An 11,061-nucleotide genomic window follows, 5' to 3' on the forward strand; every position below is an offset into this window, starting at 1 on the left:
GTCAATTAAGCGCCAGAGCGGGCAACCGTTAACCTGTGGCGAGGGAGCTTGCTCCCGCGGGGCCGCGAAGCGGCCCCGGAAAATAGGACTGCTATGCAGCCAGCGGGAGCAAGCTCCCTCGCCACGGTAAAGCGTTTCTTCTTAACTGACTGGCATTAGAGCAAGCCCCCACCTTGGATTAGGTTCACACAGTTCCATTTGTGAATACCGTCAAGTGTGGGGGCAGCCTTGTGTGAGATGGGCCTCGGCATCGATTGTCCTGACTTGCTGCCCGCCGTTTGGATCGCGGGCATCAGTCTGATCGCTACAGGCCGCCAGACCGTCACGGGAGCGAGCTGCCTCGCCACGGGTTCAACGCCGCACCCGGAGTTGTGTGGATACCCATGCTGCGATGACGCCCTAACCGCCGAGAAACTCAGCCACTCGCACTGCCGCAGCCTCCAGATGCTGCTCATGGGTAAACCCCGAAGCCTTCAGCGGCTTCAAATCATGATCTGCCGCCGTCAGCCACATCACGTCGATACGCGGCGACAATTCATAGCCCTCCACCGCCGCCCGATTACCCAACGCATCACGTTCGCCCTGCACAATCAGCGTCGGGGTCTTCAGCCCCGCCAAATGCTCGACCCTGGGCTTCTGCGGCTTGCCCACGGCATAGAACGGATAGCCCAGGCACACCAACCCATCGGCGCCCAGCTCATCGACCAATAAACTGGCCATCCGCCCCCCCATGGATTTGCCGCCAATCGCCACGTTGCCAGCGACATGACGTCGCACCTCGGCATACACCTCACGCCATGCTTCCAGCAGTTTGGGCGCCGGGTTCGGTGGGCGTTTGCCGTCGTCCAGACGGCGCTGGGCCATGTACGGGAATTCGAAGCGCAATACGCTCACGCCATGCCCGCCAAGGCGCGCAGCCATGTCGTTCATGAATGCCGAGTCCATCGGCGCACCGGCGCCGTGGGCCAGGATCAGCGTGACCGGCTTGCCCGAGGCCGTGCCCGTAGCGACATCCCACAACCAGCCGCGTTCGCGCACACACTGCGCCCATTGATCCCCGTCAATACTGGCCTTGTGCTCTTTGCCCATGCTTGCCTCGCTTTTTAGTCTGCCTATAACTCCAGCCCAAGTGCCGCATCTGCTTGGGTTGAACCGTGGATGGGGAACCATGAACACTACTTTAAGTACCGCCTATAACTACAAGGTGGTCCGCCAATTCGCCATTATGACGGTGGTGTGGGGCATCGTCGGCATGGGGCTCGGGGTTTTTCTCGCGGCCCAATTGGTTTGGCCTGCGCTCAACTTCGACTTGCCCTGGACCAGCTTCGGTCGCCTGCGCCCGTTGCACACCAACGCGGTTATTTTTGCCTTCGGTGGCTGTGCGCTGTTCGCCAGCTCCTTCTACTCGGTGCAACGCACCTGCCAAACACAGCTGTTCGCGCCGAAAATCGCGGCGTTCTGCTTTTGGGGCTGGCAGGTTGTCATCCTGCTGGCTGCAATCAGCCTGCCGCTGGGCTACACCAGCTCCAAGGAATACGCCGAACTGGAATGGCCGATCGACATCCTGATCACCATCGTCTGGGTTGCCTATGCCATCGTGTTCTTCGGCACGATCATGAAGCGCAACACCAAGCATATTTATGTAGGGAACTGGTTTTTCGGTGCGTTCATCATCACCGTGGCGATCCTGCATATCGTCAACAACCTGGAAATCCCGGTCAGCCTGACCAAGTCCTACTCGCTGTACGGCGGTGCGACGGACGCCATGGTGCAGTGGTGGTACGGCCATAACGCTGTAGGGTTTTTCCTCACCGCCGGCTTCCTCGGGATGATGTACTACTTCGTGCCCAAGCAGGCCGAACGTCCGGTGTATTCGTATCGTTTGTCCATCGTGCACTTCTGGGCGCTGATCACTCTGTATATCTGGGCCGGTCCCCACCACTTGCACTACACCGCGCTGCCGGATTGGGCGCAGTCGTTGGGCATGGTGATGTCGCTGGTGCTGCTGGCACCGAGCTGGGGCGGCATGATCAACGGCATGATGACGCTCTCGGGCGCCTGGCATAAGTTGCGCAGCGACCCGATCCTGCGCTTTCTCGTGGTGTCCCTGGCGTTCTACGGCATGTCGACCTTCGAGGGCCCGATGATGGCGATCAAGACCGTCAACGCCCTCTCCCACTACACCGACTGGACCATCGGCCACGTACACGCCGGCGCACTCGGTTGGGTGGCGATGATTTCCATCGGCGCGCTGTACCACATGATCCCGAAAGTCTTCGGTCGCGAGCAGATGCACAGCCTCGGCCTGATCAACGCGCACTTCTGGCTGGCCACCATCGGCACCGTGCTTTACATCGCCTCGATGTGGGTCAACGGCATCGCCCAGGGCCTGATGTGGCGCGCGGTCAACGAAGACGGCACCTTGACCTACTCCTTCGTCGAAACCCTGGTGGCCAGCCACCCAGGCTTCATCGTGCGGCTGGTGGGCGGCGCCATCTTCCTCAGCGGCATGTTCCTGATGGCTTACAACACGTGGCGCACCGTGCGTTCGGCGCAACCTGGCGAAGTCACCGCCGCAGCGCAGATGGCCTGAGGAGTCGATGATGAAACACGAAACGATTGAAAAGAACGTCGGCCTGCTGATGCTGTTGATGGTGCTGGCCGTGAGTATCGGCGGCCTGACCCAGATCGTCCCGCTTTTCTTCCAGGACGTGACCAACAAGCCGGTTGAAGGCATGAAACCCTATACCGCGCTGCAACTGGAGGGCCGCGACATCTACATCCGTGAAGGCTGCGTACAGTGCCATTCGCAGATGATCCGCCCGTTCCGCGCCGAGACCGAACGCTACGGCCACTACTCGGTGGCCGGCGAAAGCGTGTGGGACCACCCGTTTCTGTGGGGTTCCAAGCGCACCGGGCCGGACCTGGCCCGGGTTGGCGCACGCTACTCGGACGACTGGCACCGTGCGCACCTGTACAACCCGCGCAACGTGGTACCGGAGTCGAAAATGCCGGCTTACCCGTGGCTGGTCACAGCCGCGGTCGACAGCAGCCACACCGAGACCAAGTTGAAGGTCATGCGCACCCTCGGCGTGCCTTACACCGACGACGACATCACGGGCGCGGTCGCCAGCCTCAAGGGCAAGACCGAGATGGACGCGCTGGTTTCCTACCTGCAAGTGCTCGGCACTGCCATCAAGAGCAAGAGGTGAGCCATGGGATTTGAATTCGATGCGGGCACCATTCGCGGCCTCGGCACGCTGGTGGTGGCCATCGCCTTTATCGGCCTGTCGCTGTGGGTGTTCAACAACCGGCGCAACGCGGAGTTCGAGCAGGCGCGCCTGCTGCCGTTCGCCGATGAACCTTCTCCATCCGACGCTCAAGAAGAGCCTGCAACAAGGAGCACTCGGCCATGACTACCTTTTGGAGTACATGGATCTGCGTACTGACCCTGGGCAGCCTGATCGGCCTGACCTGGCTGTTGATCGGCACCCGCAAGGGCGAAACCAAAGGCAGCGTCGACCAGACCATGGGCCACGCTTTCGACGGAATCGAGGAATACGACAACCCGCTGCCCCAGTGGTGGTTCATGTTGTTCGCCGGCACCCTGGTGTTTGCCGTCGGTTACCTGATCCTTTATCCGGGCCTGGGCAATTGGAAAGGCGTGTTGCCGGGCTATGAAGACGGCTGGACCCAGGCCAAGGAATGGGACAAGGAAATGGCCAAGGCCGACGCCCGGTTCGGGCCGATCTTCGCCAAATTCGCAGCCATGCCGGTGGAAGAAGTGGCCAGGGACCCGCAAGCCTTGAAAATGGGCGGTCGCCTGTTCGCCTCCAACTGCGCGGTGTGCCACGGCTCGGACGCCAAAGGTGCGTATGGCTTCCCCAACCTGGCGGACAACAACTGGCGCTGGGGCGGTTCGGCCGAAGCGATCAAGGCCACCATCATGGGCGGTCGCCACGCGGCGATGCCGGCCTGGGGTGAAGTGCTGGGCGAGGACGGGGTGAAGAACGTCGCCGCCTATGTGCGCCACGACCTGGCGAAGCTGCCCTTGCCAGCGGACAACAGCGCTGACCTGGCCGCCGGCCAAACCGCATTCAGCACCACCTGCGTGGCTTGCCATGGCCCACAAGGCCACGGCGTGGAAGCCATGGGCGCGCCGAACCTGACCGAACCAAGCGGGTTTATCTACGGCACCAGCCTGGCGCAGTTGCAGCAGACCATTCGCCATGGTCGCCAGGGCCAGATGCCGGCCCAGGAACTGCTGCAGGGCAATGACAAGGTGCATCTGCTGGCGGCGTACGTGTACAGCCTGTCCCACAGCGCTGATGGTGCAACGCCAGACAGCCCGACCGAGTAACCGCTCCGCTTTACTGTAGGAGCGAGCTTGCTCGCGAAGAACCTGAGGACACCGCATTTATCCGGAATAAACGCGGCGCTCTGGATTTTTTCGCGAGCAAGCTCGCTCCTACAGTGATCCGATGTTGTTTTCACTTGCGCGACCAAGTGTCGCACCCTCGCAACACCCAACTTTCCCCCCCTCATATTCGGGTCTACGCTTGTTCCCACAGTGGAGCAATTCTGGCTTAGGCGACGGTATCCGTTGCGCCCCCTAAAATTCCTGTCCACTCGATCAGCTTTCAATTTCCGATTTAATCCTTACGCAAAACATGGAAAGGGCGCAGAATCTGGCGTGGAACGCATTGATACAGGTCAGCCATTGCGTTGCAATGGCCCCTCGCTTTCTACATACTTGCGACCGATTTTACCTATAAAAAAACCTAAACCGTGGAACCCTAGAATGAGCACAGCAATCAGTCCGACTGCTTATAACTATAAGGTAGTCCGCCAGTTCGCCATCATGACGGTGGTCTGGGGGATCCTTGGCATGGGGCTCGGGGTGTTCATCGCCTCGCAACTGGTTTGGCCGCAATTGAATTTCGACCTGCCATGGACGACCTTCGGCCGCCTTCGCCCACTGCATACCAACCTGGTGATCTTTGCCTTCGGTGGATGTGCATTGTTTGCCACCTCCTACTATGTCGTGCAACGCACCTGCCAGACGCGACTGATCTCCGATGGCCTTGCCGCCTTTACCTTCTGGGGCTGGCAGGCGGTCATCATCGGCGCCATTGTCAGCCTGCCCCTGGGCTACACCACCACCAAGGAATACGCCGAGCTGGAATGGCCGATCGCCATTTTGCTGGCCATCGTGTGGGTGACTTACGCCGTGGTGTTCTTCGGCACCATCGTCAAGCGCAAGACCAAGCACATCTATGTCGGCAACTGGTTCTACGGGGCATTTATCCTGGTCACGGCGATGCTGCACATCGTCAACCACGCGTCCCTGCCGGTCAGCCTGTTCAAGTCCTATTCGGCCTATTCCGGCGCGACGGATGCGATGATTCAGTGGTGGTACGGGCATAACGCCGTCGGGTTCTTCCTCACCACCGGTTTCCTCGGGATGATGTACTACTTCGTGCCCAAGCAGGCCGAACGTCCGATCTATTCCTACCGCTTGTCCATCGTGCACTTCTGGGCGCTGATCACCCTGTACATCTGGGCCGGTCCGCACCACCTGCACTACACCGCGCTGCCGGACTGGGCACAGTCCCTGGGCATGGCGATGTCGATCATCCTGCTGGCGCCGAGCTGGGGCGGCATGATCAACGGCATGATGACGCTCTCGGGCGCCTGGCATAAGCTGCGCACCGACCCGATCCTGCGCTTTCTGGTGGTCTCGCTGGCGTTCTACGGCATGTCGACCTTCGAAGGGCCGATGATGGCGATCAAGACCGTCAACTCGCTGTCCCACTACACCGACTGGACCATCGGCCACGTACACGCCGGGGCCCTCGGCTGGGTGGCGATGATCTCCATCGGCGCGCTGTACCACATGATCCCCAAGCTCTTCGGCCGCGTGCAGATGCACAGCGTCGGGCTGATCAACACCCACTTCTGGCTGGCCACAATCGGTACCGTGCTCTATATCGCCTCGATGTGGGTCAACGGCATTACCCAGGGCCTGATGTGGCGTGCGATCAACGATGACGGCACCCTCACCTACTCCTTCGTTGAAGCGCTGCAAGCCAGCCACCCAGGCTTTATCGTGCGCGCCCTGGGCGGTGCGTTCTTTGCCACCGGCATGTTGTTCATGGCCTACAACGTCTGGCGCACCGTGCGTGCCTCCGACCCGGAGCAAGCTGAAGCCGCCGCTAAGATCGCCGTCGTGGGAGCCCACTGATGAAGCATGAAGTAGTCGAGAAGAATATCGGCCTGCTGGCCTTCTTCATGGTCATCGCCGTGAGCATCGGCGGCCTGACCCAGATCGTTCCGTTGTTTTTCCAGGACGTGACCAACAAGCCGGTCGAAGGCATGAAACCGCGCACCGCCCTCGAACTGGAAGGCCGCGATGTTTATATCGCCAATGGTTGCGTGGGCTGCCACTCGCAGATGATCCGCCCGTTCCGCGCCGAAACCGAACGCTATGGCCACTACTCGGTGGCCGGTGAAAGCGTATGGGACCATCCCTTCCTGTGGGGTTCCAAGCGCACCGGCCCGGACCTGGCGCGCGTCGGCGGACGTTACTCCGATGACTGGCAGCGTGCGCACTTGTACAACCCACGCAACGTTGTGCCTGAGTCGAAGATGCCGGCGTACCCGTTCCTCGTGGAAAACAAGCTCGACGGCAAGGACACCGCGAAAAAAATGGAAGTCTTGCGCACCCTGGGCGTGCCCTACACCGACGAAGACATCGCCGGTGCGGCCGCCGCAGTCAAAGGCAAGACCGAAATGGACGCATTGGTGGCCTACCTGCAGGGCCTTGGCACCATCATCAAAAGCAAACGGTGACCTGTATGGATATCGGGATGATTCGCGGCCTGGGCACCGTTGTGGTGATGGTGGCCTTTATCGGCCTGGCGTTGTGGGTATTCAGCCCACGGCGCAAATCGGAATTTGACGACGCGACCATGCTGCCTTTTGCGGATGACCCCGAAGCCATCAAGCACGTCGAGCAAGCGTCTAGGAGTAACAAAGAATGACTACGTTCTGGAGTCTGTACGTCACAGTCCTCAGTCTGGGTACCATCTTCGCCCTGACCTGGCTGCTGCTGTCGACCCGCAAGGGCCAGCGCGCCGAGCAGACGGACGAGACCGTCGGCCACTCGTTCGACGGCATCGAGGAATACGACAACCCGCTGCCCAAATGGTGGTTCATGCTGTTTGTCGGCACCATCATTTTCGCCCTCGGCTACCTGGTGCTATACCCGGGCCTGGGCAACTGGAAAGGCCTGCTGCCGGGTTACAACTACCTCGACAACGCCAAGGAAACCCCGTTTGCCAACGGCCAGGCCGGCTGGACCGGCGTGCATGAATGGGAAAAGGAAATGGCCAGGTCGGAAGCCAGGTTCGGGCCGATCTTCGCCAAGTTCGCTTCGATGCCGATTGAAGAAGTCGCCAAGGACCCGCAAGCCCTGAAGATGGGCGGCCGTCTGTTCGCCTCCAACTGCTCGGTGTGCCACGGTTCGGACGCCAAGGGTGCCTACGGCTTCCCAAACCTGACCGACGCCGACTGGCGTTGGGGCGGCGACGCGGCGACCATCAAGCAAACCATCATGCAAGGCCGTCATGCAGTCATGCCAGGCTGGGCCGAAGTGATCGGCGAGCAAGGCGTGGCCGACGTAGCAGCCTTCGTGGTGACCAACCTCGACGGCCGCAAACTGCCGGAAGGCGCCAAGGCCGACATTGCCAACGGCGAAAAACTCTTCGCCACCAACTGCGTGGCCTGCCACGGCCCGGCCGGTAAAGGCACCCCGGCCATGGGCGCGCCGGACCTGACTCATCCGGGTGCGTTCATCTACGGCTCAAGCTTCGCCCAACTGCAGCAGACCATTCGCTATGGCCGCCAGGGCCAGATGCCCGCGCAGGAGCAACTGCAGGGCAATGACAAGGTGCACTTGCTGGCCGCGTACGTTTACAGCTTGTCCCATGGAGACAAAAAGACCGAGGAGCCGTAAAGCCTTGACCCCCACAAAGCCCCGCGCAGCATGAACTGGCGGGGCTTTGTGGTTTCTGGTTCGCGAACGCGACAACGCGCAACCGCTTGTAGCCTCTAATTGCCGCGCGCGAGCACGAAGTAGTAACGAACTAGTAACGTAGCTACATACATTCTAAGAAGGGGAATAACCCCATGACCATCACGACCATTTCCGGCCGCGAATTCAATCAAGACACAAGTGGCGCCAAAAAAGCCGCCCGCCAGGGCCCGGTTTCATCACCGGTCGCGGCAAGCCCGCCCATGTACTGCTAAGCATTGAGGACTACCAGAAATTGACGGGCCTGAATGCCGACATCGTTGACCTGCTGGCGATGCCGGAAGCGGCCGAAATCGACTTCGAACCCGAACGCGCCGTGATCATCCATCGACCCGTGGACCTTTCTTGATGTATCTACTCGATACCCACGTTATCTCTGAACTTCGCAAACCCCAGGCGGATGCAAATGTGGTCGCCTGGGCCAGAAGCGTCATGGCGCCGCGCATGTCATATCGGCGATTACGCTCAACGAACTGGAAACCGGAGTCTTGCGCATCGAGCGCCGTGATCCGGCTCAGGGGAAAGTGTTGCGGACCTGGCTCGAACGTCATGTGATGCCCGCCTTTGATGCCGGAATCCTGCCCATCGATGCTGCCGTAGCCTTGCGATGCGCGCACCTGCATGCGCCCAATCGAGCCAATGAAAGTGATTCGCTGATCGCTGCGACCGCTCTGATTCACGGGCGTCGCCGTTGCGGCGCGCAACACCGGCGATTTCAAATCCAGCGGCGTTGCACTGATCAATCCATGGGACGAATGACCGGCTTGCCGGCAAAAACCGTCCATACTTGCAAAGTCAATTGATCCAGGTCACTTACACCATCACTTGACTTCACCCAACGCGACCAAAGGTCGCACCCCTCGCCAACCCTCGGGGGCGTATCATTGGGCCACTGCAACACCCTTAATTTGACCCCGGTTGGCACGTACTGGCCGAGGCAAATCTCCACCGCCGTGGGATGCAATGATGAGCGACCAGATACCGGTACATAACGTTACCCCGCCTGCCAAAACCGTCGACCTCTACGCTTCGCGAGAGAAGATCTACACGCGCGCCTTCACCGGAGTGTTCCGCAATTTGCGCATGCTCGGTGGCGCCGCTCTGTTCCTGCTCTACTTCGGCACCGTGTGGCTGAACTGGGGTGGCCACCAGGCGGTGTGGTGGAACCTGCCGGAACGTAAGTTCTTCATTTTTGGCGCGACCTTCTGGCCCCAGGACTTCATCCTGCTCTCGGGCATTCTTATCGTTGCAGCCTTCGGCCTGTTTTTTATCACCGTGTACGCCGGTCGCGTCTGGTGCGGTTATACCTGCCCGCAAAGCGTGTGGACGTGGATCTTCATGTGGTGCGAAAAGGTCACCGAAGGCGACCGCAACCAGCGCATCAAGCTGGACAAGGCGCCGATGAGCGCCAACAAATTCTTGCGCAAATTCAGCAAACACATGCTGTGGCTCTTGATCGGATTTGCCACCGGCATCACCTTTGTCGGCTACTTCTCGCCGATCCGCGAACTGGTATTCGACTTTTTCACCGGCCAGGCCGATGGCTGGTCATATTTCTGGGTGGGTTTCTTCACCCTCGCCACCTACGGCAACGCCGGCTGGCTGCGCGAACAGGTGTGCATCTACATGTGCCCCTATGCGCGTTTCCAGAGCGTGATGTTCGACAAGGACACGCTGATCGTTTCCTATGACCCACGCCGTGGCGAAGTGCGTGGCCCGCGCAAGAAGGGCACCGACTACAAGGCCCAGGGCCTGGGCGATTGCATCGATTGCACGATGTGCGTGCAGGTGTGCCCCACCGGCATCGACATTCGTGACGGCCTGCAAATCGAGTGCATCGGCTGCGCCGCCTGCATCGACGCCTGCGACACCATCATGGACAAAATGGACTACCCACGCGGCCTGATCAGCTATACCACCGAGCACAATCTGTCCGGGCAGAAGACCCATAAGCTGCGCCCGCGCCTGATCGGTTACGCCCTGGTGTTGCTGGCGATGATCAGCCTGCTGGTGGCAGCGTTCTTCATGCGTTCGCTGGTGGGCTTCGACGTCAGCAAAGACCGTGTGCTGTACCGCGAGAACGCCGAAGGGCGCATCGAAAACGTCTACAGCCTGAAGATCATGAACAAGGACCAGCGCGACCACACCTACGTGCTCGACGCCGCCGGCCTGCCCGACCTCAAGCTGCAAGGCCGACGTGAAGTCAAGGTGGCCGCCGGCGACATCGTCAGCATGCCGGTAGAGTTGTCGAGTGCACCCGAGCAGTTGCCGTCAAGCACCAACGAGGTGACGTTCATCCTTGAGGACGCCGACGACGCCAGCGTTCACATTGAAGCCAAGAGCCGATTCATCGGCCCACAAGTTCGTTAAACAGGGAACACGAGAATGCCCGCAACCACCGCCGCAAGCCCTTGGTACAAGCACCTCTGGCCCTGGATCATCATCGGGATCCTCGCCTGTTCGGTGACCCTCACCTTGTCCATGGTGACCATCGCGGTGAATAACCCGGACAACCTGGTCAACGACAACTATTACGAGGCCGGCAAAGGCATCAACCGCTCCCTGGACCGCGAACGCCTGGCCCAGACCCTGCAATTGCGCGGCAAACTGCACCTGGACGAGCTGACCGGCGAAGTCGATCTGCACCTCACCGGCTACAGCAACCCGAACACGTTGGAACTGAACCTGATCTCCCCGACCCAGCCGGAGAAGGATCGCAAGATCAACCTGACCCGCAGCGACAGCGAACCCGGCCGCTACATCGGCCAGGTCACCGACAAGGTCGAAGGCCGCCGCTTCGTGGAACTGCTCGGCGTGGAAGGCGACAAGACCTGGCGCCTGTTCGAAGAAGAAGAGGTCAGCCACGCCAAGGACTTGCTGCTGGGAGACGAACCGTTGCAGGGTGCCGAAGACCTGAAGAAGTAAAAGATCGCGCTTCGCGCATCGCGGGCAAGCCCGCTCCCACA

General features: G+C 60.4%; 11 protein-coding genes and 2 pseudogenes. 12 read left to right on the plus strand and 1 reads right to left on the minus strand.

Features of this window, described 5'->3' with window-relative positions; translation table 11 throughout:
- Positions 1–399 precede the first annotated feature (399 nt).
- Positions 400–1,089: an alpha/beta family hydrolase gene (locus Q1V60_RS08220; RefSeq protein ID WP_300629132.1), complete on the minus strand. Its 690-nt coding sequence runs from the start codon at positions 1,087–1,089 to the stop codon at positions 400–402.
- Positions 1,090–1,168: 79 nt separating this feature from the next.
- On the opposite strand from Q1V60_RS08220, the gene ccoN (Q1V60_RS08225) reads away from it, so the two are divergent.
- From ccoN (Q1V60_RS08225) to Q1V60_RS08280, 12 genes and pseudogenes are all read left to right on the plus strand, one after another.
- The gene (ccoN, locus tag Q1V60_RS08225; RefSeq protein WP_300629134.1) at positions 1,169–2,593 is read left to right on the plus strand and encodes a cytochrome-c oxidase, cbb3-type subunit I; all 1,425 of its coding nucleotides are present in this window, start codon (positions 1,169–1,171) and stop codon (positions 2,591–2,593) included.
- Positions 2,594–2,603: 10 nt separating this feature from the next.
- On the plus strand, positions 2,604–3,212 hold the full coding sequence (ccoO, locus tag Q1V60_RS08230; protein WP_057721245.1) for a cytochrome-c oxidase, cbb3-type subunit II: 609 nt from the start codon (positions 2,604–2,606) through the stop codon (positions 3,210–3,212).
- A gap of 3 nt (positions 3,213–3,215) precedes the next feature.
- Positions 3,216–3,416, plus strand: a complete 201-nt coding sequence (locus Q1V60_RS08235; protein WP_071483007.1) for a cbb3-type cytochrome c oxidase subunit 3 — start codon at positions 3,216–3,218, stop codon at positions 3,414–3,416.
- Complete coding sequence (ccoP, locus tag Q1V60_RS08240) at positions 3,413–4,360, plus strand: cytochrome-c oxidase, cbb3-type subunit III (protein ID WP_300629141.1); 948 nt, start codon at positions 3,413–3,415, stop codon at positions 4,358–4,360. The genes Q1V60_RS08235 and ccoP (Q1V60_RS08240) overlap by 4 nt, the downstream gene beginning before the upstream one ends.
- 441 nt (positions 4,361–4,801) lie before the next feature.
- On the plus strand, positions 4,802–6,244 hold the full coding sequence (gene ccoN / locus Q1V60_RS08245; RefSeq protein WP_300629143.1) for a cytochrome-c oxidase, cbb3-type subunit I: 1,443 nt from the start codon (positions 4,802–4,804) through the stop codon (positions 6,242–6,244).
- Positions 6,244–6,852, plus strand: coding sequence for a cytochrome-c oxidase, cbb3-type subunit II (gene ccoO, locus Q1V60_RS08250; protein ID WP_003193167.1), 609 nt, complete (start codon positions 6,244–6,246; stop codon positions 6,850–6,852). The genes ccoN (Q1V60_RS08245) and ccoO (Q1V60_RS08250) overlap by 1 nt, the downstream gene beginning before the upstream one ends.
- A gap of 5 nt (positions 6,853–6,857) precedes the next feature.
- Positions 6,858–7,043: a CcoQ/FixQ family Cbb3-type cytochrome c oxidase assembly chaperone gene (locus tag Q1V60_RS08255; protein WP_003193169.1), complete on the plus strand. Its 186-nt coding sequence runs from the start codon at positions 6,858–6,860 to the stop codon at positions 7,041–7,043.
- On the plus strand, positions 7,040–8,017 hold the full coding sequence (gene ccoP / locus Q1V60_RS08260) for a cytochrome-c oxidase, cbb3-type subunit III (RefSeq protein WP_300629149.1): 978 nt from the start codon (positions 7,040–7,042) through the stop codon (positions 8,015–8,017). The genes Q1V60_RS08255 and ccoP (Q1V60_RS08260) overlap by 4 nt, the downstream gene beginning before the upstream one ends.
- A 173-nt stretch (positions 8,018–8,190) precedes the next feature.
- Positions 8,191–8,444, plus strand: a pseudogene (locus Q1V60_RS08265) (type II toxin-antitoxin system Phd/YefM family antitoxin).
- Positions 8,444–8,854, plus strand: a pseudogene (locus tag Q1V60_RS08270) (type II toxin-antitoxin system VapC family toxin). The pseudogenes Q1V60_RS08265 and Q1V60_RS08270 overlap by 1 nt, the downstream one beginning before the upstream one ends.
- 207 nt (positions 8,855–9,061) lie before the next feature.
- Positions 9,062–10,465, plus strand: a complete 1,404-nt coding sequence (ccoG, locus tag Q1V60_RS08275; RefSeq protein ID WP_300629152.1) for a cytochrome c oxidase accessory protein CcoG — start codon at positions 9,062–9,064, stop codon at positions 10,463–10,465.
- 15 nt (positions 10,466–10,480) lie between these two features.
- Positions 10,481–11,020 carry a FixH family protein gene (locus tag Q1V60_RS08280; protein WP_300629153.1) on the plus strand — a complete coding sequence of 180 codons (540 nt, stop codon included), beginning with the start codon at positions 10,481–10,483 and terminating at the stop codon, positions 11,018–11,020.
- Positions 11,021–11,061: the final 41 nt, after the last annotated feature.

This window comes from Pseudomonas sp. (assembly GCF_030147005.1).
Lineage (GTDB): Bacteria > Pseudomonadota > Gammaproteobacteria > Pseudomonadales > Pseudomonadaceae > Aquipseudomonas.

Coding starts and splice junctions, on each gene's coding strand:
- Q1V60_RS08220 (WP_300629132.1), bottom strand. CDS start 1,089: ATGGGCAAAGAGCACAAGGCCAGTATTGACGGGGATCAATGGGCGCAG.
- ccoN (WP_300629134.1), top strand. CDS start 1,169: ATGAACACTACTTTAAGTACCGCCTATAACTACAAGGTGGTCCGCCAA.
- ccoO (WP_057721245.1), top strand. CDS start 2,604: ATGAAACACGAAACGATTGAAAAGAACGTCGGCCTGCTGATGCTGTTG.
- Q1V60_RS08235 (WP_071483007.1), top strand. CDS start 3,216: ATGGGATTTGAATTCGATGCGGGCACCATTCGCGGCCTCGGCACGCTG.
- ccoP (WP_300629141.1), top strand. CDS start 3,413: ATGACTACCTTTTGGAGTACATGGATCTGCGTACTGACCCTGGGCAGC.
- ccoN (WP_300629143.1), top strand. CDS start 4,802: ATGAGCACAGCAATCAGTCCGACTGCTTATAACTATAAGGTAGTCCGC.
- ccoO (WP_003193167.1), top strand. CDS start 6,244: ATGAAGCATGAAGTAGTCGAGAAGAATATCGGCCTGCTGGCCTTCTTC.
- Q1V60_RS08255 (WP_003193169.1), top strand. CDS start 6,858: ATGGATATCGGGATGATTCGCGGCCTGGGCACCGTTGTGGTGATGGTG.
- ccoP (WP_300629149.1), top strand. CDS start 7,040: ATGACTACGTTCTGGAGTCTGTACGTCACAGTCCTCAGTCTGGGTACC.
- ccoG (WP_300629152.1), top strand. CDS start 9,062: ATGAGCGACCAGATACCGGTACATAACGTTACCCCGCCTGCCAAAACC.
- Q1V60_RS08280 (WP_300629153.1), top strand. CDS start 10,481: ATGCCCGCAACCACCGCCGCAAGCCCTTGGTACAAGCACCTCTGGCCC.